At 58.7% G+C, this 23,791-nt stretch carries 21 protein-coding genes; 11 read left to right on the top strand and 10 right to left on the bottom strand.

Annotated elements, in window-relative coordinates:
• Positions 1 to 212: 212 nt before the first annotated feature.
• Entirely contained in the window at positions 213 to 1,376 is a 1,164-nt protein-coding gene (locus C8N31_RS04475; RefSeq protein ID WP_025048926.1) for an isovaleryl-CoA dehydrogenase, read from the bottom strand.
• Between the two features lie 141 nt (positions 1,377 to 1,517).
• On the opposite strand from C8N31_RS04475, the gene C8N31_RS04480 reads away from it, so the two are divergent.
• On the top strand, positions 1,518 to 1,994 hold the full coding sequence (locus tag C8N31_RS04480; RefSeq protein ID WP_025048925.1) for a pyridoxamine 5'-phosphate oxidase family protein: 477 nt from the start codon (positions 1,518 to 1,520) through the stop codon (positions 1,992 to 1,994).
• 36 nt (positions 1,995 to 2,030) lie between these two features.
• Here C8N31_RS04480 and C8N31_RS04485 read toward each other — a convergent pair whose 3' ends face one another.
• Positions 2,031 to 3,227, bottom strand: a complete 1,197-nt coding sequence (locus C8N31_RS04485) for a DegT/DnrJ/EryC1/StrS family aminotransferase (protein ID WP_025048924.1) — start codon at positions 3,225 to 3,227, stop codon at positions 2,031 to 2,033.
• Complete coding sequence (locus C8N31_RS04490; protein ID WP_025048923.1) at positions 3,227 to 3,901, bottom strand: HAD-IIIA family hydrolase; 675 nt, start codon at positions 3,899 to 3,901, stop codon at positions 3,227 to 3,229. The genes C8N31_RS04485 and C8N31_RS04490 overlap by 1 nt, the downstream gene beginning before the upstream one ends.
• A gap of 129 nt (positions 3,902 to 4,030) precedes the next feature.
• Between C8N31_RS04490 and glmU the strand changes: the two genes are divergently transcribed.
• From glmU to C8N31_RS04510, 4 genes are read left to right on the top strand one after another with little or no spacing between them, the layout of a single operon-like run.
• Positions 4,031 to 5,383, top strand: a complete 1,353-nt coding sequence (gene glmU, locus C8N31_RS04495; RefSeq protein WP_025048922.1) for a bifunctional UDP-N-acetylglucosamine diphosphorylase/glucosamine-1-phosphate N-acetyltransferase GlmU — start codon at positions 4,031 to 4,033, stop codon at positions 5,381 to 5,383.
• Between the two features lie 2 nt (positions 5,384 to 5,385).
• Positions 5,386 to 7,206 (top strand): glutamine--fructose-6-phosphate transaminase (isomerizing), encoded by a 1,821-nt coding sequence (gene glmS / locus C8N31_RS04500; RefSeq protein WP_025048921.1) that lies wholly within the window; start codon positions 5,386 to 5,388, stop codon positions 7,204 to 7,206.
• Positions 7,206 to 7,760 carry a pyridoxamine 5'-phosphate oxidase family protein gene (locus C8N31_RS04505; protein ID WP_025048920.1) on the top strand — a complete coding sequence of 185 codons (555 nt, stop codon included), beginning with the start codon at positions 7,206 to 7,208 and terminating at the stop codon, positions 7,758 to 7,760. Before glmS ends, C8N31_RS04505 begins: the two co-directional genes overlap by 1 nt.
• Entirely contained in the window at positions 7,753 to 8,442 is a 690-nt protein-coding gene (locus C8N31_RS04510) for a DNA alkylation repair protein (RefSeq protein ID WP_037918698.1), read from the top strand. Before C8N31_RS04505 ends, C8N31_RS04510 begins: the two co-directional genes overlap by 8 nt.
• On the opposite strand, the gene C8N31_RS04515 is transcribed toward C8N31_RS04510, so the two are convergent.
• Positions 8,439 to 8,978 carry a hypothetical protein gene (locus C8N31_RS04515; protein ID WP_025048918.1) on the bottom strand — a complete coding sequence of 180 codons (540 nt, stop codon included), beginning with the start codon at positions 8,976 to 8,978 and terminating at the stop codon, positions 8,439 to 8,441. The genes C8N31_RS04510 and C8N31_RS04515 overlap by 4 nt on opposite strands.
• Positions 8,979 to 9,064: 86 nt before the next feature.
• Between C8N31_RS04515 and moaA the strand changes: the two genes are divergently transcribed.
• Genes moaA through C8N31_RS04530 form a run of 3 tightly spaced genes read left to right on the top strand, consistent with a single transcriptional unit; the run spans position 9,065 to position 12,389 of the window.
• Positions 9,065 to 10,072 (top strand): GTP 3',8-cyclase MoaA, encoded by a 1,008-nt coding sequence (gene moaA / locus C8N31_RS04520; RefSeq protein WP_025048917.1) that lies wholly within the window; start codon positions 9,065 to 9,067, stop codon positions 10,070 to 10,072.
• A 6-nt stretch (positions 10,073 to 10,078) separates the two neighbouring features.
• The gene (locus C8N31_RS04525; RefSeq protein ID WP_025048916.1) at positions 10,079 to 11,368 is read left to right on the top strand and encodes a 3-deoxy-D-manno-octulosonic acid transferase; all 1,290 of its coding nucleotides are present in this window, start codon (positions 10,079 to 10,081) and stop codon (positions 11,366 to 11,368) included.
• Positions 11,361 to 12,389 carry a glycosyltransferase family 4 protein gene (locus C8N31_RS04530; protein ID WP_025048915.1) on the top strand — a complete coding sequence of 343 codons (1,029 nt, stop codon included), beginning with the start codon at positions 11,361 to 11,363 and terminating at the stop codon, positions 12,387 to 12,389. Before C8N31_RS04525 ends, C8N31_RS04530 begins: the two co-directional genes overlap by 8 nt.
• A gap of 10 nt (positions 12,390 to 12,399) precedes the next feature.
• Here the strand turns inward: C8N31_RS04530 and C8N31_RS04535 are convergent, their stop codons facing one another.
• From C8N31_RS04535 to C8N31_RS04560, 6 genes are all read right to left on the bottom strand, one after another.
• Positions 12,400 to 13,566, bottom strand: coding sequence for a M20 aminoacylase family protein (locus C8N31_RS04535; protein ID WP_025048914.1), 1,167 nt, complete (start codon positions 13,564 to 13,566; stop codon positions 12,400 to 12,402).
• A gap of 61 nt (positions 13,567 to 13,627) precedes the next feature.
• Positions 13,628 to 14,794: a M20 aminoacylase family protein gene (locus C8N31_RS04540; RefSeq protein ID WP_025048913.1), complete on the bottom strand. Its 1,167-nt coding sequence runs from the start codon at positions 14,792 to 14,794 to the stop codon at positions 13,628 to 13,630.
• Positions 14,795 to 14,816: 22 nt separating this feature from the next.
• Positions 14,817 to 16,163 carry an NAD(P)/FAD-dependent oxidoreductase gene (locus tag C8N31_RS04545; protein ID WP_025048912.1) on the bottom strand — a complete coding sequence of 449 codons (1,347 nt, stop codon included), beginning with the start codon at positions 16,161 to 16,163 and terminating at the stop codon, positions 14,817 to 14,819.
• An 18-nt stretch (positions 16,164 to 16,181) separates the two neighbouring features.
• Positions 16,182 to 17,345: an acetylornithine deacetylase gene (argE, locus tag C8N31_RS04550; protein ID WP_025048911.1), complete on the bottom strand. Its 1,164-nt coding sequence runs from the start codon at positions 17,343 to 17,345 to the stop codon at positions 16,182 to 16,184.
• Positions 17,338 to 17,664 carry a VOC family protein gene (locus tag C8N31_RS04555; RefSeq protein ID WP_420834952.1) on the bottom strand — a complete coding sequence of 109 codons (327 nt, stop codon included), beginning with the start codon at positions 17,662 to 17,664 and terminating at the stop codon, positions 17,338 to 17,340. The genes argE and C8N31_RS04555 overlap by 8 nt, the downstream gene beginning before the upstream one ends.
• A gap of 58 nt (positions 17,665 to 17,722) precedes the next feature.
• Positions 17,723 to 19,555 carry an ABC transporter ATP-binding protein gene (locus tag C8N31_RS04560; RefSeq protein WP_025048909.1) on the bottom strand — a complete coding sequence of 611 codons (1,833 nt, stop codon included), beginning with the start codon at positions 19,553 to 19,555 and terminating at the stop codon, positions 17,723 to 17,725.
• Positions 19,556 to 19,864: 309 nt separating this feature from the next.
• Between C8N31_RS04560 and C8N31_RS04565 the strand changes: the two genes are divergently transcribed.
• The 3 genes from C8N31_RS04565 (at position 19,865) to C8N31_RS04575 (ending at position 23,724) form a co-directional block, all read left to right on the top strand.
• A complete protein-coding gene (locus tag C8N31_RS04565; RefSeq protein WP_025048908.1) occupies positions 19,865 to 21,586 on the top strand; it encodes a peptide ABC transporter substrate-binding protein in 1,722 nt (573 codons plus the stop codon).
• Positions 21,587 to 21,695: 109 nt separating this feature from the next.
• A complete protein-coding gene (locus C8N31_RS04570; RefSeq protein ID WP_025048907.1) occupies positions 21,696 to 22,733 on the top strand; it encodes an ABC transporter permease in 1,038 nt (345 codons plus the stop codon).
• Positions 22,726 to 23,724, top strand: coding sequence for an ABC transporter permease (locus tag C8N31_RS04575; RefSeq protein ID WP_025048906.1), 999 nt, complete (start codon positions 22,726 to 22,728; stop codon positions 23,722 to 23,724). Before C8N31_RS04570 ends, C8N31_RS04575 begins: the two co-directional genes overlap by 8 nt.
• Positions 23,725 to 23,791: the final 67 nt, after the last annotated feature.

Below are 23,791 nucleotides of genomic sequence, written 5' to 3' on the forward strand. Positions count from 1 at the left end.
GGCCCGGCAAATTCATCAGCTGTGATACTCCCAATTTTATGTCATTGAGTGGTGGCTGCCCAAAGAACGGGTCTTTGGAAAGCGCTGCGCCTGCGGCGATCGTCAAACAGGCTCTACCCGTTGCAAGCTGACCCTTCTGGCCGAAGGCGTGGTTGCCGCGTTATGGTTGCCAACACCATGCGAGATGCAAGTCAAACCAGCGCGGCACCCGTTCAACCCATTGACGACATCATCTCGCGGCCCACCAGCATCCGGCGGATTTCCGAAGTGCCCGCGCCAATTTCCATCAGTTTGGCATCGCGGAAGATCCGGCCCACCGGGTTGTCGGACAAATAGCCCGCGCCGCCCATGGCCTGCACTGCCTGATGCGCCTGCACCATCGCCTGCTCGGACGCATAAAGACAGCAGGCCGCCGCATCCTGACGGGTCACTGTGCCACGATCACAGGCCTGCGCCACCGCATAGACATAAGCACGGGATGAATTCATTGCCGTGTACATATCCGCCATCTTGCCTTGCATCAGTTGGAAGTTGCCAATCGGCTGGCCGAATTGCTTGCGCTCGGCCATGTATGGCATGATTTCATCCAGACAGGCGGCCATGATACCAAGGCCAATACCAGCCAGCACCACACGTTCGTAATCCAGACCGGACATCAGAACGCGCACGCCTTTGCCCTCTTCGCCCAGAACGTTCTCAAACGGCACTTCGACATCGTCAAAGATCAGCTCTGCCGTGTTGGATCCGCGCATGCCCAGTTTGTCAAAATGCGGGCTGGTGGTGAAACCCTTCATCGACTTTTCAATCAGGAATGCCGTGATCCCCTTGGACCCCGCATCGGGATCTGTTTTGGCATAGACCACCAGAGTATCGGCATCCGGACCATTGGTGATCCAGTATTTATTGCCCGACAAGCGGTAGTGATCGTTCCGCTTTTCGGCGCGCAGCTTCATGCTGACCACGTCACTGCCCGCAGATGGCTCTGACATCGCCAAAGCGCCAACATGTTCACCGGAACACAGCTTGGGCAGGTATTTCTCTTTCTGCTCTTGCGTGCCGTTCAATTTGATCTGGTTCAAACACAGGTTCGAATGCGCCCCATAGGACAGCGAAACCGAGGCCGAGGCGCGGGCGATTTCCTCAACCGCGACCGTATGCGCCACATAGCCCATGCCGGTGCCGCCAAATTCCTCATCAACGGTCATGCCAAGCAGGCCCAGCTCGCCCATTTCGGTCCAAAGCTCGGGCGGGAAATCATTGTTGGCGTCGATATCTGCCGCCATCGGCTTGACCCGCTCTTGCGCCCAGCGATGTACCATCTCGCGCAATGCGCCAACATCTTCACCCAGATCAAACTGCATACTGGCGTTGAACATGGTTCTCTCCCGTTTATTGAACACTTGTTCATTACCTACAGATCAAACATCCACCGGTCAAGCGTCTTGGCAGGGTGGAACCAATTGCCGCGCTGCCCGTTGGTCCCACAGCAACGCAATTTCAATGGAAAGAGAGAGACCATGACCGACAGTTTGAAAAAGGAATTCTGGGACCGTTTGGAAGACACGCGTACAGGCATGTTGGCGGCGGGATCAGCCCCCGCCGTGCCAATGAGCCATTTCGTTGAGGACGACAGCACAGCGCCGGTCTTGTGGTTTATCACGGCCAAAGGCACCGCACTGGCAGAGGCCGCAAACAGCGGAGCAAACGCGCAATATATCGTCTCAACCAAGGACGAACATCTTTACGCTCGGATCGATGGTCATGTGCAGGCGGTCAATGACCCCGCACAACTTGACCGGATCTGGAATGTGATGGCAGATGTCTGGTTCGACGGCGGGCAACACGACAGCGATGTGCAACTGTTGCGGATGGATCTGAAACAGGCCGAGATTTGGCTAACCGATGGCAGCATCAAGTTCCTGTTCGAGGTGGCCAAGGCGCATCTGACGGACCAACAACCTGATGTTGGCCAGCACGGCACGGTTCACTTCTAACTCAATGGCGCGCCCTCTCCCACCGGAGGAGGCGTTTCACTTTGCTGCCTGAAAAACCCGGCTGACCTCGGACCGGATGATCCGCGCAATCAAAGCGCAGTCCTCAAGGGAAAACGTCAGCGGCACCCGCATGTCCACAATGCCCGCCAGCACCGCATCACTTTTGGGCATCCGCGGCGCATCCACGTAACGCCATGAATCGTAACGGCTGGTAAAGCCCACCGGCTCTGCCCCGCCGAACCATTTCAGCTCGACCCCGCGTGCCGCGCAACTGCTTTGCACCTCATGTACGGCGGCCTCGCTCCACTCTTTCAACAGGAACTGGATGGAGGAGCCGACGGTGCTTTCTTTCTCGGGGCGGTCGATAACCGTCAGGCCGGGCGTGTTGCGCAGCCCCGCTTCGATCACGAAATACCGCTCGTTCCAACGCGCCACCTGCCGATCCAGATCGCGCAGCTGCGGGCGCAGGATCGCCGCCCGCAAATTGTCCATCCGGCCAGAAATGTTCGGGGTTTCATAGCGAATGGTCTCAAACGCCTCTTTCGGCGGACCCGCAGCATGACGCTCATAAAGCATATATGACCCAGACAGCATGATTGCGCGCGCTGCCACTTCAGCATCATCCGTGACCAGCAACCCGCCCTCGCCCGAGTTGACGTGTTTGTAGGTCTGGCAGGAATAACATCCGACCTTGCCCTGGGTTCCCGATGCCACCCCGTCCCACGCCGCACCCATGGTATGGGCGCAATCCTCGATCACGGTGATCCCCGCTGCATCACAGATCGCCATCAGCGCGGTCATATCGGCCAAATGGCCGCGCATATGGCTTAGTAACAGAACATCGGCCTGATCGGCCTTGGCCGCAAGATCATCTAGATCAATGACCAACTGGTCCGTGACCCCCACAAACACCGGCACAGCCCCCAAGGCCGCAATCGCCCCCGGAACCGGGGCTAAAGTAAAGGTATTGGTCAAAACCTTATCTCCGGGTTTCACCCCGACGGCCCGCATCGCCGTGGCCATGGCATAACCGCCCGATGCCACCGCAAGGCAATATTTCGCCCCGACTTGCGCGGCAAATTCCTGTTCCAGCAGCGCGGTTTCCGCGATCTCGCCCGCGACAGTGTTATAGCGATGCAAACGTCCATGGCGCATCACGGCAACGGCCGCCTCAATCCCGGCCTCGGGAATAGGTTCTTGCTGGGTAAAGCTGCCTTTGAACACCTCCGCCATCATGCCGCCTTTCCGATCAGTTCTGCGACAATACCCGGCAGGTCGGCATAATCGTGCAAAAGCGCTTCAGGCTTCAGCGCCGACATATCCCCGCCAGCCGGACCAAAGGTCACCAGCACACATGGCACCCCGGCGGCCTGCGCGGTCTTGCGATCAGTGATGGAATCCCCGATCAACATCGACTGCGCCGGATCACCGCCCGCCCGCCGGGTGGTTTCGTGCAAATGCTCCGGATCGGGCTTGCGCACCGCAAGGCTGTCGGCCCCCAGCATGGATTGCCAAATGTCCCGGACGCCCAAGCGCCGCAGCAATTGATCGGCCAGCGCCTCGGGCTTGTTTGTACAGATCGCCACCCGGTAACCGCTTGATTTCAAGGTCTCAACCGCGTCCATCGCGCCGGGGTACAAATAGGTTCGGCTGTCGATGTCCTGCGCATAGGCCTCAAGCAGCTTGGGGTAGAACACATCAATCGTTGCATCATCCAGGGGCCGGCCCAAACGCTGCATTCCGAGGGTCAGCATCGCCCGCCCGCCCCGCAGTGCCGTGCCGGCATCACGAGACGCATCCAACAAATCGCCCTCACCCATCTGCCGGAAACAGGCATTTGCCGCCGCGATCAGATCACCGCTGGTGTCCGCCAATGTGCCGTCGAGATCAAAAACAACTGTCTTCATGAAAACCTCTGCTAAGCGGAACCCCGCCCGTACATGTTGCAACCCGCAACCTTGTTTGATGCCGCGTAGCCTTGCGCCTTTGTGCGAAGGGCGTAAAGAGAAAGCAAGTATCAGAATAAAGAGACAGACATGAAAACTGGACTGATCATCCTTGCCGCAGGCAAAGGCACGCGGATGAATTCGGAGCTGCCAAAGGTGCTGCACCCCATCGCCGGAGAGCCGATGCTGGTGTATGCGATGGCCTCGGGCGCAGTGCTGGCGCCGGATTGCACCGTAATTGTCGCCGGACATGGCGCCGCACAGGTCGAAGCCGCAGCGCTGGAATATGATCCCGATGTGACTGTCGTCGCCCAGGACGAACAACTGGGCACCGCCCATGCGGTTGCTCAGGCTCGCAAGGCACTGGAAGGCTTTGATGGTACGGCGCTGGTGCTATATGGCGATACGCCTTTTGTTCGGGCCGAAACACTAGAAAAAATGCAAGAGGCCCTGACCTCGCATGATCTAGTTGTGCTGGGCTTTGAAGCGGCAGATCCTGCCCGTTATGGGCGTTTGATCTTGCAAGGGGATCGCCTTGACCGGATTGTTGAATACAAAGATGCATCAGATGAAGAACGCGCCATAACTCTTTGTAATAGCGGTGTTGTTGCTTGCAAATCGGACCTATTGTTTGACCTGATCGATGCCGTTGGCAATGACAATGCGGCTGGCGAATATTACCTCACCGACATTGTTGAAATTGCCCGGACCCGCGGATTGTCCGCAACGGCGGTTACCTGCGCCGAAGAGGAAACCATGGGCGTCAATTCGCGCGTCGATCTGGCCGCCGCCGATGCGGCATTTCAGGCCCGCGCCCGTCAAACCTTGATGGAAGACGGTGTGACGATGATGGCCCCCGAAACCGTCTATCTGGCCCGTGATACCGTTATTGGCCGCGACACGGTGATTGAACCGAATGTGGTCTTTGGCCCCGGCGTAACGGTCGAATCTGGCACAACCGTCCGTGCGTTTTCGCATTTGGAGGGGTGCCATGTGTCCCGCGGCGCCATCGTCGGGCCATACGCCCGCCTGCGCCCCGGCGCGGAACTGGCCGAAGACGTGCGCATCGGCAACTTTGTCGAGGTCAAGAACGCGCAGCTTGCCGAAGGGGCCAAGGTCAACCACCTGAGCTATATCGGCGATGCCACTGTGGGCCGCAAAACAAACATCGGCGCGGGTACGATCACCTGCAACTATGACGGCGTGATGAAGCATCACACCCATATCGGCGAGAACGCATTTATCGGATCGAACACCATGCTGGTCGCGCCGGTCTCTATCGGGGATGGCGCGATGACCGGCAGCGGCTCTGTGATCACCTCGGACGTGGAACCGGACGCGCTCGCGCTCGCTCGCGCACCGCAAGTCGAAAAACCGGGCATGGCACGCAAATTGTTCGAAATGTTAAAGGCCAAGAAGGCCAAAATGCAGAGGGGCAGCTAAAAATGTGCGGAATTGTAGGGGTTCTCGGCAACCACGAAGCAGCGCCAATCCTTGTTGAAGCCCTCAAACGGCTTGAGTATCGCGGCTATGACAGCGCCGGTATCGCAACGGTCAACGACGGCACCCTGGATCGCCGCCGCGCGGTTGGTAAGCTGGTGAACCTCAGCGATCTGCTGGTGCATGAACCGTTGGCGGGCAAGTCCGGCATCGGCCACACCCGTTGGGCCACCCACGGCGCGCCGACCGTCAACAACTCGCACCCGCACAAGGCTGGGCCAGTTGCCGTGGTGCACAACGGGATTATCGAAAATTTCCGCGAATTGCGGGCCGAGCTGGCCGAACATGGTGTCGAATTTATCACCGAGACGGATACCGAAACAGTTGCACTGATGGCGCAGCACTATTTGTCTCAGGGCCATGACCCCGTTGAGGCCGCGAAACGCACAATTGCCCGTTTGGACGGCGCATTTGCCCTCGCGTTCCTGTTTGATGGTCATGACGATCTGATGATTGCCGCCCGCAAAGGATCGCCCCTCGCACTTGGCTATGGCGAGGGCGAAATGTTTGTGGGCAGTGACGCGATTGCCCTGTCGCCCCTCACAGACAAGATTTCTTATCTGGAAGAAGGCGATGTTGCGGTGATCACCCGTACATCGGTCGAGGTGACGGACGCAAACGGCGCGCTGGCCAACCGCGCGATCCGTACCATTCAGATTGACAGCACCCGCATCGACAAGGCCGGGCACAAACACTTTATGGCCAAGGAAATTGCCGAACAGCCCGGCGTGATTGGCGATGCCTTGCAGCAGTACATCACTGCCGAAGGCGAGATTAACCTGCCCGAGAAAGGCATTGATTTCAGCAAGATAGACCGCATCACCATGGTGGCCTGCGGCACGGCCTTCTACGCCTGCCTGACCGCGAAATACTGGTTTGAACAGATTGCCCGCCTGCCCGTTGAGGTCGATGTGGCCTCTGAATTCCGGTATCGCGAACCGCCAATCCCGGAGCGCACTTTGGCCCTGTTTGTCAGCCAATCGGGCGAAACCGCCGACACGCTGGCCGCCCTGCGCTATTGCGAAGGCAAGGCGCAATCCATCACATCGGTGATCAATGTGCCGGAATCCTCTATTGCCCGCGAAAGCGATCTGGCCCTGTCGATCTTTGCAGGGGTTGAGGTTGGCGTGGCCTCGACAAAGGCCTTCACCTGTCAGCTCACCGTGCTGTTCCTGTTGGTCCTCAAAGCGGCCAAGGATCGCGGCGCATTGGACGACGCAGCCATCGCAGACCACATCAGCCACCTGCGCGGATTGCCTGCGGTTTTGAACACCGCGCTGGAACAAAACGATGCGTTGCGCGATGCCGCACGCAAGCTGGCCTCGGCCCGAGATGTGCTGTTTCTGGGGCGCGGCCACATGTATCCGCTTGCTCTTGAAGGTGCGCTTAAACTAAAAGAAATCAGCTATATACACGCCGAAGCTTATGCATCAGGTGAGCTAAAACACGGCCCCATTGCCCTTGTGGATGAGAACGTGCCGGTGGTGGTGCTCGCCCCCCGCGACCCGCTTTTCGACAAAACAGTCAGCAACATGCAAGAGGTCATGGCCCGCAAGGGCAAGGTGATCCTTGTGTCTGACAACAAGGGTTTGAGCGAGGCCAATGAAGGGGTCTGGTCCAGTATCGAAATGCCCTCAATCAGCGATGCCCTGACCCCGATCCTTTATGCAATCCCGGCACAATTGCTGGCCTATCACACCGCAGTTGCCAAAGGCACCGATGTGGACCAGCCGCGCAATCTGGCGAAATCGGTAACGGTGGAATAATGGCCAAGCAATTTGATGAACTCAGCGACGATCACACCGGCTTTATCGCCGCACAGCACATGTTCTTTTGTGGCAGCGCAGCGACAGATGGACGTGTGAACATTTCGCCCAAGGGGATGGACAGCCTGCGGGTGCTTGGCCCCAACCGGATCATCTGGCGCAATCTGACCGGATCGGGCAACGAAACCGCCGGTCATTTGGCACGGGTGAACCGCATGACCTTGATGTGGTGTGGCTTTGAGAAACGGCCGATGATCCTGCGCTGTTTTGGATCTGCCCGCACATTGCACCCCCGCGATGCGGATTTCGCCGCTTTTAACGAACAGTTCCCGCCCTCGGATGGCGCAAGGCAGATCTACGATATGCAGATCGACCTTGTGCAAACCAGCTGTGGCTATGCCGTGCCCTTTTATGATCACCAAGGGCCGCGCGACACGCTTGAAAAATGGACTTTGGACAAGAGCCCGGAGGACATTCAGACCTATTGGGACACCCGCAACCAGCGCACCATTGACGGGCTGCCGACCCATATTCTTGGTCCATCTGATGATTGAGCCCTATCTTGAAGCATTGGAGGCGCTGTCAGACCCCGAACGCGCCGTGCAAATGCGCAAATACCACAAGGTAGACCGCCGATATCTTGGCCTTGCCAATCCGCAGATTGACGGGCTGACCAAGTCCTGGCGGGCAGAGCTGGATCTGGAAGACCGGATCGCCCTTTCCGATGCATTGTGGAAAACCGATATCTTTGAAGGGCGCTTGGCCGCGGCCAAACTGTTGACCCAAGCGCGATTGCGCCCTGATGATGCCCCGGCATGGCGCCTCATTGCATCCTGGACCCCGGATTTTGACAGTTGGGCCATCGCCGATCATGCCTCCATGGCGGCGCAGAAACGGCTGGTAGCAAACCCTGACCGTTTGGACGAGGTGGAAACATGGATCGCGTCAGATCACATGTGGACCCGCCGGGCGGCGTTTGTTTCGACCCTGCCCTGGACCAAGCAAAACCACCCTAAACCCCATGAATTGGCCGCTCGCGATCGCATTCTGGGTTGGGCGGCCACGCTGGTGACAGATCATCAGTGGTTTATTCAAAAGGCCATCGGCTGGTGGCTGCGCGATCTTTCACGCCATGATCCGGCACGCACCATCGCCTTTGTCGAGGCTCACCGGGAGGCCATGAAACCCTTCGCCGTAAAAGAAGCGATGCGGCATCTGAAAAAGGCGGGCGGTTAACCTTCCAGCGCGACGGTAACCTCGGTCAAATCGGTCAGTGACGCGCCGATCAAACGCATGGCGGACAATGACATCCGGCTGCCGCCCGTGGCGGGGCCATCCAAAGGGATCAGCGTGACCCGCGATGATTTCCCATTGGCGGGGTTGGTCACCCGGCCCTGCGTCTCAACCTTGACCAGTGGCGTCTTGAGCCACAGTCCCGGCTCTGTCGGACTGCCCAGACTGGCCACTGTGCGCCCCAGATCACGGGTCGGCGCGGCAGCAGGCGCAGCCGCAGCGGCACGTTGTTCGGGCGTGGTGGTGTCCAGCGCCTCTGCCGATTGGGCATTTGGCGCGGGCGGCGGCGCAGCTGTGGCCGGGGTCAACGTAGCATCCGGCACCGCCGGATCGCTGGCAACAAAGGGATCAAGCGGCGCATCATTGGCTGCTGTGCTTGGCTTATCTCCTCCGGGCATGGAAATCCCGATCTTGTCCATCACGCCTGCACAACCGCTCAGGCAGAGACAGGACAAACTGATCATGGCAAACTGCTTCATCCCGCCATCCTAGCCCCCGTCCCCCGGACCAGCAATCAACCAATTGGCGCTTGCCCCGCAATAAGCGGGGCATTACCTATTATCCCATGAACGCACCTCTTATTGATCCCTTCGCGCGCGCAATCACCTATCTGCGGGTCTCTGTCACGGACCGCTGTGATTTCCGCTGTGTCTATTGCATGTCGGAAAACATGACCTTCCTGCCCAAGAAGGAGCTGCTGACCCTCGAAGAGCTGGACCGGATGTGTTCCACTTTCGTGGGACTGGGCGTGCAAAAACTGCGCATCACCGGCGGGGAGCCTTTGGTGCGCCGCGACATCATGACATTTTTCAACGCAATGGGCCGCCACCTTGACGCTGGAACGCTCAAGGAACTGACGCTCACCACCAACGGCAGCCAGCTGGAGCGTTTCGCGGGCGATCTTTATGCTGCGGGTGTGCGGCGCGTGAATATCTCGCTTGATACGCTGGATGAGGGCAAATTTGCCGAGATCACCCGCTGGGGCCGTCTGGCGCAGGTGCTGCGCGGTGTTGATGCGGCGCAAAAGGCCGGTCTGCGGGTTAAGATCAACGCTGTTGCCCTCAAGGGCTTTAACGAAGAAGAACTGCCCACAATCACCAAATGGTGCGCCGAGCGGGACATGGATCTGACATGGATCGAAGTGATGCCAATGGGTGATCTGGGCAATGAGGACCGGCTGGACCAATATTGGTCCCTCGAAGATGTCCGCGCCCGCTATGCCGATCATTACACCGTGACCGATCTGGCAGAAAGCTCGGGCGGGCCTGCGCGTTACGTCCGCCTTGAGGAAACCGGCCAGAAGATCGGCTTTATCACCCCGCTGAGCCATAATTTCTGCGAAAGCTGCAACCGCGTGCGGATCACCTGCACCGGCGAGATTTACATGTGCCTCGGCCAAGAGGACGTCGCCGACCTGCGCGGCCCATTGCGGGCCCACCCCACCGACAGCGCCCCGCTTGAGGCCGCGATCCGCGCCGCGATCGAACGCAAGCCCAAGGGCCATGACTTTGACTATTCGCGCCAGCGTGCCGATGGCCAGATGTCACGCCACATGAGCCATACAGGCGGCTGATCTCCCATGCCTGCCCCCTTTCTTTATCGTGCCTGGGTGGGGGCAAGCATGTTGCTTGTGCCGTTTTTTGCCCGCCGCGAGGTGCGCAAATTGCGCGAGGCCGGGCTGCCTGTGGACCGCGCCCATGAAAAGCTGGGCCATGCCACAGAACCGCGCAATCCCTCCGGCCCGCTGATCTGGTTTCACGCCGCCTCCGTCGGAGAAAGCCTATCAGTGCTGGCGCTGATTGACCGCATGGGCAAGACCCTGCCGAATGCACAGTTTCTGATCACCTCCGGCACCGCCACGTCGGCCCGCCTACTGGCGCAGCGCATGCCGCCCCGCGCCGTGCACCAGTTTGCCCCGCTGGACGCCCCCGGACCGCTGAAACGGTTTCTGCGCCACTGGCGCCCGGACGCGGCGGTGTTTGTGGAAAGCGAGCTTTGGCCGCAAATGTTGCGCCGGACCTATGAGGGCGGTGCCAAGATGGCGCTGGTCAACGCCCGCCTGTCCGAAGGGTCGATCGCGCAATGGCGCAGGTTCCCGCAGACCGCCCGCTATATCTTTGATGTGTTTTCCCTGATCCTGACCCAGAACGATGCAATGGCCGGGGCGATGGTGGCAATAAACGCGCCGCCGGATCGGGTGGCGCGGGGCATCAACCTCAAATCCATGGCAGGCCCGCTGCCAGTGGACGAAGACCTCTTGTTTGAGGCCCGCGCCGCGCTTGGCCATCGCCCGGTCTGGGTCGCGTCATCGACCCATGACGGCGAAGAGGAAACCGTGCTGGCAGCCCATCAAGCGTTGCTGGAGCAGATCCCCGATCTATGCCTGATCCTTGCCCCCCGCCACCCCGAACGCGGCGATGCCGTGGCCGCAATGGTTGCCCAATCCGGCCTCAGCATGACCCGCCGCACCTCAGGCGAGATGCCGGGCGGGCAGGTTTTTCTGGCCGATACCATGGGCGAACTGGGCAGCTGGTATGGGCTGAGCGATCTGGTGTTTTTGGGCGGGTCTTTGCACCCTATCGGCGGGCATAACCCGTTTGAGGTGGCGCAATCAGGGGCGGCGGTTCTGTCGGGGCATCACGTGAAGAACTTTGCCGAAACCTATGAAGAGATGGAGAAAATCGGCGCTGCCCGCTTGGTGGACACGGCCGAAGACCTCGCCGGGCAAGTCGCCACATTGATTGAGGGTGAGGCACAGCGCGGCGCGATGAAAACTGCGGTTGCCGCTTTTACCGCCGCGCAAACGGACAAGTTGGACAGTATCGCGCAGCGCCTGATCAAAGCATTGGACCTTGGCGCAAATGGCTGAGCTTTTTGTCACCAACTACAACCCGAATTTCACCGGCGTTTCGGCCACAGCGGCCAATGTGATCCGCCAACAGCGGCGGCGCTATGATCTGGCTTTTGTCGGCCAACCCCTGCCCGGCTGTCCTGACCCGATCACACCGGGCGTGGCCCATGGCATGTCTCGCACCGCACCCGATGGCCGGCCATTCGCGATCTGGCACGTGCGGCGCAATCCCGAAATGCGCAGCGCGATCTGGCTGCGCGACATCCGCCGCGCGCCGATCAAAATCGTCTTCACCTCTGCCGCGCAGCGTCTGCATTCGGCTTATCCCCGCTGGCTGATCAGCCGCATGGACGCGGTGATTGCCACCACTGACAAAGCCGCCGAATATGTCCCGCATGTGCGCGCCGTGGTGCCGCATGGGGTCGATACCGAGGCATTCTATCCCGCCAAGGATCGCGCCGCCGCATGGGCCAATCTGGGCTATGGCGGCACGTCAGGGGTCGCAACCATCGGGCGTATCCGCCCCGAAAAAGGCACAGATATTTTTGTCGATGCCATGCTGCGCCTGCTGCCTGAACGGCCCGGAACGGTGGCATTGGTCATTGGCCGTGCAGGCGGTAAATACGAAAGCTTTCTCAAAGGCTTGAAGGGCAAAGTTGCAGCGGCAGGATTGGCAGATCGTTTGCTATTTCCCGGAGAGACCCCAGCGGACAAATTGCCCATGGTGATGCGGTCCCTGTCACTGGTGATGCAACTGCCGCGCTATGAGGGCTATGGCATGGTGCCGCTTGAGGGCCTCGCCTCTGGCGTACCATTCGTGGGCAGCGATACAGGCTATTACCGCAATTTTTCCGCGCAGGGCCGCGTCGGGGCCATTGTGCCGCTGGAAGATGCCGAAGCGGCCGCATTTGCCGCGCAAGAGATTCTGGACCGTAAAAATGCCGCGGCTGCGGCCCGCGATGTGGCGCTAAACAGTTTCAGCGCCACGAGAGAAGCAGACGGCATTGATGCCGTCTACCAATCGCTTTGGCAGGGCTAGCGCCCGCCGCTTAGTTCATCACCGGCATGCGCTGTTCAACAATGCCCGCCCACCAGCTGCATCCTGCTGGGATTGCCTCATCGTTGAAATTGTACATCGGGTGATGCACGGCAGCGGTATCACCATTGCCCACAAGGATGTAGGCGCCGGGCCGCTCTTCAAGCATGAAGGCAAAGTCTTCGCCGCCCATGACCAGCGGTGCCTCGTCACAATCTCCAGAGACCGATCGCGCCACTTCGGCGGCAAATTCCGTTTGTTCGTCGTGGTTTACCATGACCGGATAGTTGCGCTTGTAGTTTACCCGCGCCGTTGCGCCAAATGTGTTGGCGATGCCTTCACAAATTTCCACAACCCGCTTTTCCGCCAGATCGCGCAGCTCATTGGACAGGGTCCGGACCGTGCCCAGCATATTGACCCGCTGCGGGATCACGTTGAACGCCTTGGATGAAGTTTCAAATGAGGTGATCGAAACGACGATGCTGCCCACCGGATCGGCATTGCGCGAAGCAATGGTTTGCAACGCGGTCACAATATGCGCGGCAACAACGGTTGTATCAATGGTCTCATTGGGTTTCGCCGCATGGCCGCCCAGACCCTCAATCTCAATATCCAGCAGATCGGTTGCCGCAAAGAACGGGCCCGAGCGGATACCAAACTTGCCTGTCGGCACACCCGGCCAGTTGTGCATGCCGTAGACCTCTTGAATGTTCCAACGGTCCATCATCCCGTCTTCGCACATCTCGCGGCCACCGCCGCCGCCCTCTTCGGCAGGCTGAAAGATCACAACCGCCGTGCCATCGAAATTGCGGGTCTCCGCCAGATATTGCGCCGCCCCCAGCAGCATTGCGGTATGGCCATCATGGCCACAGGCATGCATCGCATTGGGGGTTTTGGAAGCATATTCAACGCCGGTCTGTTCATGGATCGGCAGCGCGTCCATATCGGCCCGCAGGCCAATCACCTTGCCCGAGGCGGTGGATTTGCCCTTGATCACGCCCACAACGCCGGTGCGCCCGATGCCTTCGACCACTTCGTCGCAACCAAACGCCCGCAGTTTTTCGGCCACGGTGGCAGAGGTCCGGTGAGTTTCAAACAGGATTTCGGGATGTTCATGCAAATCACGTCGCCATGCGGTGATGTCATCATGCAATTCGGCAAATCGGTTCTTAACGGGCATTGGGTGTCTTCCTTTTATTCTTGTTTAGGCGGTTTCATCCGCCTCTGTTTGGTATGTAGGGTCAGTTTGACGGCAAACGAGTCTCAACCATTTCGGCAAACCAAGAACAGCCTGCCGGGATCGCGTCATCGTTGAAATCATACATCGGGTGATGCACCGTCGCGCCATCGCCGTTGCCGATCATGATATAGGCACCCGGACGCGCGTTCAGCATATAGGAAAAATCCTCGCCCGCCATGATCGGCGGCGTGTCGCGCCAGACATCCGGCACAACTTTTTCAGCAACATCAGCGGCATAGACGGTTTCCTGATCGTGGTTGACGGTCACAGGGTAGCCACGCTCATAGTCGATATTGGCGCGGCATTGATAGGCCGCCGCCGTATGTGTCACCAGATCGCGCAGGCGCTGTTCGGCCAGATCACGCACGTCTTCGTCCAAGGTGCGCACGGTGCCGCGCAGGCGCACGGTTTGCGGCAAGACATTGTGGCTGTCGGTGTCGCTGCGCAGGGTGCAGACCGACACAACGACCTGTTTGATCGGATCAACATTGCGACTGGCGATGGATTGCAGTGCAACCACCACATGCGCCGCCGCCAGATTGGTATCCACCGCCTCATGCGGCGCGGCGGCATGACCGCCCTGCCCGTCGATCACGATGTCAAATTGATCCGCCGCAGCCAGCAAGGCACCGGGGCGGATTGCAAATTTGCCCACGGGATAGTCTGGCATGTTGTGCATGCCGTAGACTTCATCAATGGACCAACGATCCATCAACCCGTCTTTGACCATCTCATTGCCGCCGCCGCCGCCTTCTTCGGCGGGCTGAAAGATCAAGACACAGCGGCCATCAAAATTGCGGGTCTCCGCCAGATATTGCGCCGCGCCAAGCAACATCGCGGTATGGCCATCATGGCCGCAAGCATGCATTTTTCCGGGAACTTTGGAGGCGTATTCAAGCCCCGTCGCCTCTTCGATCGGCAGCGCATCCATATCGGCCCGCAAACCAACCGCACGTCCCGATGTGTTGGTCCTGCCCTCAATCACCGCCACAACACCGGTTTGGCCAATGCCTGTGGTGATATCCGTGATGCCAAACTCCCGCAGCTTGCCCTCAACAAATTTCGCGGTTTCATGCACGTCAAATTGCAGCTCAGGATATTGGTGCAAGTGGCGGCGCCATGCGGTGATCTCGGCATGGGTTTCGGCAAAACGGTTCTTAATTGGCATATGTCCCCCTAAATTGGCGGGCTCAGACAGATGGGCCCAGCCGGATCGCGCTGCCATCGGTGAATCGGGCTGCGCGAAACCTATCCAGATCATGCCCCAGCGGGTCGCCAGTGACCAGAGCTGCCAACACGCGGCCCATGGCAGGGCCAATGCCAAAGCCGTGACCGGACATGCCCGTGCCAATCACCAGCCCCGGCAGCGCATCACAATGATCCACCACGGGCACCACATCGGGCATTGTATCGATCATCCCTGCCCAGCGTGCGCTGACCTTGACCTCGGGCAAGGCCGGGAATAGCGCAGCAAAATCTTCCACCAAACGGTCCAGTTTTTTGATGTTGGGGGCAGGATCTAGTATGCGCATCCGCTCAAACGGGGATTGCTCATCAGCGGTCCAGCGGCGCTTGGTCCCCCAGCCATCGGGAAAGCCGTTTGGCGCTGCCAGATGATAGGATTGTCCAAGTGGATTGGCCCTGAGCTGGGTCAGATATTTGCCAAAATGGCGCAGGGCATCCGGGCCAATAAACAGTTCGGTGACGCCCGTGGGCGCCAAGGTGTAACCGCCATCGGCCCGGCGGCGAAACGCCACTTTGCTATCAGCGGCGGCACCTTCGCACAGATGCGGCAAAGGTGCGGTCGACAAAACGCTTTCGCGCACCGAAAGCTGCGGCAGGGATACGCCATGATTGCGCAAAAACAGCGATGACCACGCGCCAGCGGCCAAAACCACACGCGGCGCAGCGATACGGCCGCTTTCTGTGACCACGCCTGCCACTTTGCCCCCCGCCAGATCAAGGCAACGCACCGCGCAGTTTTCGACAATATCTACACCTTCCGCCGCCGCAAGATCCGCCAAGGCCGGCACCGCCAGCCACGGCTCTGCCCGCATGTCTGAGGGCGTCACCATCGCACCCTTGTAGCGCTGGCCCATGTCAGGAAACAGCGCCGCCGCCTCGCGCGAGGACAACATGCGGGTGTCCAGATCGTGATCCGCCGCCATCGAGTGCCAGTTGGCAAACCCCGACAAATCTTTCTCGGTTTCCGCAAAATAGGTCACGCCGCCCTGATGCAGCCCGATATCAACCGCGCAGTCGGCGGCCAGATCCTGCCAAAGACCTATCGCCTCCATCATGATCGGCAATTCATCCGGGTCACGGCCCTGTTGGCGAATCCAGCCCCAGTTGCGCGAGGATTGCTCGGCGGCGATGCGCCCTTTTTCAAGCAAGGCCACCCGATGCCCGTCCCGCGCCAGATAAAGCGCGGTGGTCACCCCGATCACCCCGCCGCCGATGACAACCACATCCGCCGCCTCCGGCATAGGTCCGGCAAAGCGTTGCGGCATCGGGGCGCGGAATGGGAACGCGGGCATTCGCAGATGTCCGGCGGCTTAAGAGGCCAACCGCGACAGCAGGCTTTTCATAAAATCATGCCCGGCGTTGAATTGAGATATCTCAATGAACTCATTGGGTTGATGCGCCTGCGCAATGTCGCCCGGCCCGCAGATCACCGCCGAATATCCGGCGTCCTGAAACTGCCCGGCCTCGGTACCATAACTGACCTTGTGACTGGCATTGTCACCGGTGATCTGGCGCACCAGTGTTTCGGCCTCGCCATTGTCTTCGGGCTTGAGCCCCGGCACATCAAAGCGCGGCGTGACCTCGATGTAGGTCTCCGGCACGACGGCCTGCATCTGCGCCTCAACCTCGCGCACTTTCTTGAGATAGGCGGTGCCCCAGGCATCTTTGTCCTCGCCCGGCACCACACGGAAATCCATCGCGAATTTGCAGTCTTTGGCGGTGATGTTATGGGCTGTACCGCCTTCAATCATACCAACGTGGGTGGTGGTAAAGGGGGGATCAAACATCGCGGCAATCGCACTTGGCTTTTGTGCCATGCTTTGGGTGTTCATCTCATTGGCCCATTCGATCAATTTGGCCCCTGCCATGATCGCGTTGACGCCGGTGTGCATCAATGAGGAATGCACCTCAAAGCCCACCACATGGGTGTCAAACCCCGTTCCGCCCTTGTGGCCGGTCACCGCTTGCATGGTAGACGGCTCACCCACAATCACAGCAGATCCCTTGGGCAACACGGGCTGCATCGCCTCAATCATCGGCGGCGCGCCCGTACATCCAATCTCCTCGTCAAAGCTGAGCGCGATCTGTAACGGGCGTTTGAGCCCCATATATTTGCCTTCAACCAAGGCCCAAAGCGCCAGCGCATCAAACCCCTTCATGTCGCAGGTGCCGCGCCCGTAGTATTTGCCGTCTTTTTCCACAACACTGAACGGATCGGTGTCCCAAGGTTGGCCATCGACCGGCACAACGTCGGTATGTCCCGACAACACAATTGCGCCTTCCTCCCAAGGGCCGACATGGGCAAAAAGCGCATGCTTGGGCTCTTCTGGGTCCACATAGCGATGGCTTTCGATGCCGTGGCTGTCCAGATAATCGGCCACCCAATCAATCAGCGGGATGTTGGTGTCGCGTGAAACGGTGGGAAAACTGATGAGTTTTTCCATCAAGGCAAATGGGGAAAGCCGTTCAGCCATCTGAGTTTATTCCTTCTCCGAAAAAGACCAAGGTGCAGTCTTCGTCCGCCACGTGAAATTCACGTTGGCCATAGTCTTGGTTAAAGGGCGCGCGGACCCGGCCTGCGGGCAGCCTGTCCAGCATCGGTTTGAGATCGGCATAAAGCGCATCAATCCCTTGCACATCAATGTAAAACGATCCCTCGCGGGCGGGGTCTTTGAGATCAATATCCGCGCAGACCTCAACCAGCCGGACCGCGACGCTGTCACGGCGAAGGAAGGCATAGTTGTCTGCTTCAAACCCGAGTGTAAAACCCAGCGTATCGCGATAGAACCCGATTTGCGTTGCCAGTGCGGTGCAGGGCACAAACGGTGTGATCTGCGTCAGGCGCATAGGATCAATAACCGCTGTCAGTCAGCAACACCTCGTGGCCCGGCTCGATCTGGCGGTAAATGGATTTCTGCGGCTTGTAACTGGTTGGGTGGATCGGGGACGGGATCGGTTTGAAGTTCAGGTCTTTTTCGTCCTTGCGCTGGCGTGGGTCGGCAATCGGCACCGCTTTCATCAGGGCCTGCGTATAGGGATGTTGCGGGTTTTCAAACACTTGAGACCGGTTTCCAATCTCGACGATCCGGCCCAGATACATCACGCCCACACGGTGACTGACCCGTTCAACCACCGCCATGTCGTGGCTGATGAACAAGAACGACAGATCAAGCTCTTGTTGCAACTCCATCATCAGGTTGAGCACCTGCGCCTGCACCGACACGTCCAGCGCCGACACGGCCTCATCTGCGATGATCAGTTTGGGATTGAGGGCAAGCGCACGGGCAATCGCAACCCGCTGGCGCTGACCACCGGACAGCTCATGCGGGAATCGGCGCATAAAGCTGCGCGGCAGCTCCACCCGGTCAAACAACATCTCGACCCGTTTCGTCACATCAGCGCCCTTGAGCGTGGCAAAGTTGTGAATAGGTTCGGCCACCTGATCGGACAATTGCATCTGCGGGTTCAGCGAGGCAAAGGGATCTTGAAAGATCATCTGCATATCAAGCCGTGCATTGCGCAATTGCTGTTGGTTGAGCGCCATGATGTCTTTGCCGCCAAGGTCGATCTCGCCTTCCTGCGGCTCAACCAGTCGCAAAATGGAACGGCCTGCTGTGGATTTACCACAACCGGATTCACCCACAAGGCTGAGGGTCTCCCCCTTGTTGATCGAAAACGAGACATCCTCGACCGCATGTACATTGGCCACCGTCCGCCGGAAGAAGCCACCCGTCACCGGAAACCGCGTGGTCAGGTTTTTGACCGTTAGCAAAACCTCATCCGACCCCTTGATCGGCAGGATCTCTTTGTCCTCGCTGCCCATCAGCTTCATCGGTTCGGGATAGGCCTTGCCGGTCATCTCGCCCAGCTTGGGCACCGCTGCAAGCAGCGCTTTGGTATAAGGATGCTGCGGGTTCTCGAAAATCTCTTCGACCGTGCCCTCTTCGACCTTGTTGCCCCGGAACATGACCACCACGCGGTCGGCCATCTGGGCCACAACCGCCATGTCGTGGGTAATGAACATCACCGCTGTCCCGGTTTCCCGCTTGAGACGGTCCATCAGCGCAAGGATCTCGGCCTGAATGGTCACATCCAGCGCCGTTGTCGGTTCATCCGCGATCAACAAGCGCGGCTCGCAGGCCAATGCCATGGCGATGACCACACGCTGGCGCATGCCGCCGGACAATTCGTGCGGAAACTGCTGCAAACGCCGCTCAGGCTCAGGAATGCGCACCTGGCGCAGCAGATCCAGCGCCCGTTCTTCGGCCTGTGATTTGCTCATGCCTTTGTGCAAACGAAGGCCCTCGGTCAACTGCTTGCCCACGGTGAACACCGGGTTCAGCGCGGTCATCGGCTCTTGAAAGATCATCCCGATCTCGTTGCCGCGAATATGGCGCATCGTGGGTTGATTGGTCTGAGCCAGATCAACCTCGCCGCCCTGAGCGCGGTCAAACAACAAACGCCCACCGGCAATTTCGCCGCCGCCGTATTCGACCAAACGCATCAAAGACAGCGACGAGACCGATTTACCGGACCCAGATTCGCCCACAACACAGACCGTTTCGCCCGGATTGATGTCAAAACTGACGTCCTCAACACCGACCACGGGGCCATCTTTTGTCTGAAATTCTACGCGAAGCCCTTTAATTTGGGCAATCGGGCCGTTGGTCGTCTGATCCAGCATCACGTTTCCTATTGTTATTTGTCGTCTGGGTTGATGGACGCTACGGCGATTGCACCAAGACTGTCAAACAACAGCCGTTGCCCATGCGTAATTTGAACCTGTGATGATGTCTGGGGTTGCATTTCTGGCCAAACCTGTTTCGATACGCCTCATGCGCTTTGGGGGAGTGAACAAACAAATCGGTTTTTACACGGGCTTTACGCCACGTTAGCCGTCGTTCTTAAACCAAACTCAATGCGACAAGAAAGGGTGCGGACCAACCCCACCCCAAAACGCGACACGCAACACGTGTCCAACAAGGAGTAAAAAATGAAAATGAAAACCCTTTTGATGGGTGCAATTGCCTCAGCTGCCTTTGCACCTTTCGCCCTCGCGGACGGCCATTCCGGCGAACGCGGGCGCGACGGTGAGGTCAAGATCATTTATTGGCAAGCGCCATCGATCCTGAACCCATACCTGTCCGGCGGCACCAAGGATCTCGAATCGGCCTCGCTCGTGGTTGAACCACTTGGCCGCTACAACGAAACCGGCGCATTGGTCGCTTATCTGGCGGAAGAAATCCCAACAGTTGAGAATGGCGGCGTAAGCGCAGACCTCAAATCCATCACATGGAAGCTGAAAAGCGGCCTTGTCTGGTCTGATGGCTCTCCTGTGACATCTGCCGACGTCGCATTTACGGCGGAATACTGTATGCACCCTGAAGGTGGCTGTGCGCAGGGTTCCAAGTTTGACGGCGTTGATTCGGTCGAAGTTGTGGATGACCTGACGGTCACGGTGAATTTCTCCGAAGCCAAACCAAACCCATATGGCCCATTCATGGGCGGCCAGTCCCCGATCATTCAAAAAGCTCAGTTTGCTGAATGCCTCGGCGCCAAGGCCCCAGAATGTACCGAAGCCAACTTTAACCCAATTGGCACCGGTCCTTTCAAAGTTGTTGAATTCCGTCCAAATGACGTGATCACCATGGAAGCCAACGAAAACTTCCGCGAAGAAGGCAAACCTGCCTTTGCGTCGCTGACCTTCAAAGGTGGCGGTGATGCGGTTGCAGCGGGCCGTGCGGTTATGGAAACCGGCGAGTTTGACTATGCATGGAACATGCAGCTGGCACCCGATGTTCTGGCCAAAATGGCCGAAGCGGGCAAAGGCAAGCCGATCTCTGCATTCGGTACGCTGGTTGAGCGTCTGGAAATGAACCTGACCAACCCATCGCCAGATCTGGCCGAGGGCGAGCGCGCAACAGTTGCGCATCCGCACCCGTTCCTGTCTGACGAAGCGGTCCGCCGGGCATTGTCCATGGCAATTGACCGTCCACTGCTGGTCGAAGTTGGCTACGGCCAGGCGGGTCGTCCGACCTGTAACCTGGTGCCTGCGCCTGCGCTTTATGCATCCGACAACACCGAGTGTCTGACACAAGACATCGACGGTGCCAAAGCCATGCTCGACGCAGCTGGCTGGGTGGACAGCGATGGCGACGGTGTACGTGACAAGGACGGCGTGAAACTGTCGATCCTGTACCAGACATCGACAAATGCCGTTCGTCAGGATTTCCAAGCCCTGATCAAAGACTGGTGGAACCAGATCGGCGTAGAAGTTGAACTGCGCAACCTGGACGCTTCCGTGTTCTTTGGTGGTGACCCAGGTTCCCCTGACACCTTCCAGAAGTTCTATGCGGACGTTGAAATGTACGCCAACAACTTCGACGGCACAGACCCACAGGCCTATCTGTCGGCCTACCGTTGTGGCAACGAGCCAAAACCATCCAGCCAGTGGCAGGGTGAAAACATCAACCGTTTCTGTGATCCAGAATATGACGCCCTGCTGGACGAATTGTCCCGCACAGGTGAACTGGACAAGCGCGGTGAAATCTCCAAGAAGCTGAACAACATGCTCACCAAAGACACGATGACAATTGTGCCACTGGTTGACCGTGGTCGTGTTTCCGCTGCGTCCAACACATTGGGCGGTGTTGTCCTGAACACATGGGACAGCGAACTGTGGAACGTTGCTGACTGGTATCGCATCAAGGAATAATAGAGTGGCGGGTCGTCTGGCCCGCCTCTCTCTTTTTGCGGCAGGGCGGGATTTGTCTCGCCCTGCACCTTCACCCACCCCATCAGACTGAATTGCAAAGGCGACGCTTATGTTGACCTTCACCCTACGACGATTGTTGCTGTCGATCCCGACACTTTTGTTCATCAGTCTCGTTATTTTCCTTCTTCTCCAACTCGCTCCGGGCGATCCGATGGCACAGGTGCCATTGACGGTGCCGCCCGAGGTTAAACAAAAGATGCGCGAGGCGCTGGGTCTGGGTCAGCCGATCCATGTCCAGTACTACAAGTGGCTGATACAGTTCTTCTGGATCGAACCGCTGGTCTTTGTCGATTACCTGACCAACACCTCGACCCTGTTTAGCTGGCTGCCCGACACCGCATTCTCCGAAGGCAAGCTGCGCGTGATCAGCTGGCAAACCCGCTCTCCGGTGATGGACATCGTGGTGCAGCGGATGCCGCAAACTCTTTGGGTTGTTGGCCTGAGCTATGTTGTTGGCATCGTGATTGCGATCCCGATCGGGATCTATTCGGCCTACAAACACTATTCGGTCTTTGATCAGGCCGGTACGTTTATCACCATGATCGGCTTTTCGATCCCGCCCTTCTTTACCGGCCCTCTGCTGATCGTGATCTTCTCGGTCTATCTGGGCTGGCTGCCGTCAATCTATGACACCACCCATGTGGTGACTGACTGGGCCAGCTTTAAGGTGCAGTTCTTTCAGATGATCATGCCCGTGATGGTGCTGGCGCTGCAAACCACCGCCCAGATCAGCCGCTATATGCGCGGTGCGATGCTGGACAACCTCAATCAGGACTATGTGCGCACAGCGCGTGCCAAGGGCCTGCGCGAGGGCGTGGTGGTCATGGTGCATGTGCTGCGCAACTCGATGATCCCGGTTGTGACAGTGATTGCCCTTGGCATGCCCGCGATCTTTGGCGGTGCGATCATCACCGAGAACGTCTTCAAGGTGAACGGCATCGGCCAGCTTCTGCTGACCGCGCTTTTTGCCAACGATCTGCCCATGGTGATGACCCTGACCTTTATCTTCGCCATCCTGATCGTTCTGTTTAACCTGATTGCCGACGTCCTCTATGGCGCGCTTGACCCGAGGATCCGCTATGACTGAGCAACCTATCCCCGCAAGCCCCATCGAGGCCGATATCGAGACCTTTGGCGCGCTCACCGACAAAGAGCCGCAAAAGCCGCCGCGCAGCCAGTGGCGTGATGTCTGGGACCAGTTCCGCAAACACAAAGGCGCGGTCTTTGGTGGTGGGTTCCTGATCTTCATCACCTTTGCCGTGATCTTTGGCCCCTACCTGTGGGATGTTGATCCCAAGGGGCTTGATATTCGCAACAAGAATTGGCGGCCGATTTACACCCTGCTGTGGGAAGCTGATGCAAAAGCCGGTTGGGCCCATCCCTTTGGCACCGATCAATTGGGCCGCGATATCATGGCCCAGATGATTGCCGGTGGCCGTGTGTCCATGTCTGTAGGTTGGCTGGCCATGGGGTTGGCCCTCGTGATTGGCACCGCCATTGGTGTGATTTCCGGCTACTTCAAACGGATGGACTTCTGGCTTATGCGCTTTACCGATCTGGTGCTGTCGCTGCCGATCCTGCCACTGGTTCTGCTGGCCGTGACCTTGTTCCGGCAGCCGCTGAACTCGCGCTTTGGCCCCGAGGGCGGCATGTTCATCCTGATCGTTGCGGTGATCGGCCTGACGTCATGGATGCAAACCGCGCGGATCGTGCGCGGCGACATTCTGGCGCTCAAGGAACGCGAGTTCATCCTCGCCGCCCGCTCCATCGGGACCACCTCGGGCAAGATCATCCGCCGGCACCTGCTGCCCAATGTGATCTCGCCCATTATGGTGTCTGCCACCCTTGGCCTTGCCACCGCGATCATCACCGAAAGCGCGCTCAGCTTTCTCGGCGTTGGCTTCCCGTCGGACTACCCGACATGGGGCAAGCTGCTCGCGGATGCGGTGCAGCGGATGCAGGACTTCCCTGAGCGGGTTTTGCTGCCCGGCATCGCGATCTCTCTGACGGTGCTGAGCGTGAACTATCTTGGCGATGGCCTGCGCGATGCGCTCGATCCGCGGATCCGCGGCCGATAGGCAAATAAGGATCAATGCGCCACCTCTGGCGCGCTGAGCCAAACAACGTTCTGACATATCAACAAAG

This window comes from Sulfitobacter mediterraneus, from assembly GCF_003054325.1.
In the GTDB taxonomy this organism is placed as follows: domain Bacteria; phylum Pseudomonadota; class Alphaproteobacteria; order Rhodobacterales; family Rhodobacteraceae; genus Sulfitobacter; species Sulfitobacter mediterraneus.

Bases quoted from the DNA above. Each gene is read 5' to 3' on its own strand.
- C8N31_RS04475 (WP_025048926.1), bottom strand. From the start codon at position 1,376: ATGTTCAACGCCAGTATGCAGTTTGATCTGGGTGAAGATGTTGGCGCA.
- C8N31_RS04480 (WP_025048925.1), top strand. From the start codon at position 1,518: ATGACCGACAGTTTGAAAAAGGAATTCTGGGACCGTTTGGAAGACACG.
- C8N31_RS04485 (WP_025048924.1), bottom strand. From the start codon at position 3,227: ATGGCGGAGGTGTTCAAAGGCAGCTTTACCCAGCAAGAACCTATTCCC.
- C8N31_RS04490 (WP_025048923.1), bottom strand. From the start codon at position 3,901: ATGAAGACAGTTGTTTTTGATCTCGACGGCACATTGGCGGACACCAGC.
- glmU (WP_025048922.1), top strand. From the start codon at position 4,031: ATGAAAACTGGACTGATCATCCTTGCCGCAGGCAAAGGCACGCGGATG.
- glmS (WP_025048921.1), top strand. From the start codon at position 5,386: ATGTGCGGAATTGTAGGGGTTCTCGGCAACCACGAAGCAGCGCCAATC.
- C8N31_RS04505 (WP_025048920.1), top strand. From the start codon at position 7,206: ATGGCCAAGCAATTTGATGAACTCAGCGACGATCACACCGGCTTTATC.
- C8N31_RS04510 (WP_037918698.1), top strand. From the start codon at position 7,753: ATGATTGAGCCCTATCTTGAAGCATTGGAGGCGCTGTCAGACCCCGAA.
- C8N31_RS04515 (WP_025048918.1), bottom strand. From the start codon at position 8,978: ATGAAGCAGTTTGCCATGATCAGTTTGTCCTGTCTCTGCCTGAGCGGT.
- moaA (WP_025048917.1), top strand. From the start codon at position 9,065: ATGAACGCACCTCTTATTGATCCCTTCGCGCGCGCAATCACCTATCTG.
- C8N31_RS04525 (WP_025048916.1), top strand. From the start codon at position 10,079: ATGCCTGCCCCCTTTCTTTATCGTGCCTGGGTGGGGGCAAGCATGTTG.
- C8N31_RS04530 (WP_025048915.1), top strand. From the start codon at position 11,361: ATGGCTGAGCTTTTTGTCACCAACTACAACCCGAATTTCACCGGCGTT.
- C8N31_RS04535 (WP_025048914.1), bottom strand. From the start codon at position 13,566: ATGCCCGTTAAGAACCGATTTGCCGAATTGCATGATGACATCACCGCA.
- C8N31_RS04540 (WP_025048913.1), bottom strand. From the start codon at position 14,794: ATGCCAATTAAGAACCGTTTTGCCGAAACCCATGCCGAGATCACCGCA.
- C8N31_RS04545 (WP_025048912.1), bottom strand. From the start codon at position 16,163: ATGCCCGCGTTCCCATTCCGCGCCCCGATGCCGCAACGCTTTGCCGGA.
- argE (WP_025048911.1), bottom strand. From the start codon at position 17,345: ATGGCTGAACGGCTTTCCCCATTTGCCTTGATGGAAAAACTCATCAGT.
- C8N31_RS04560 (WP_025048909.1), bottom strand. From the start codon at position 19,555: ATGCTGGATCAGACGACCAACGGCCCGATTGCCCAAATTAAAGGGCTT.
- C8N31_RS04565 (WP_025048908.1), top strand. From the start codon at position 19,865: ATGAAAATGAAAACCCTTTTGATGGGTGCAATTGCCTCAGCTGCCTTT.
- C8N31_RS04570 (WP_025048907.1), top strand. From the start codon at position 21,696: ATGTTGACCTTCACCCTACGACGATTGTTGCTGTCGATCCCGACACTT.
- C8N31_RS04575 (WP_025048906.1), top strand. From the start codon at position 22,726: ATGACTGAGCAACCTATCCCCGCAAGCCCCATCGAGGCCGATATCGAG.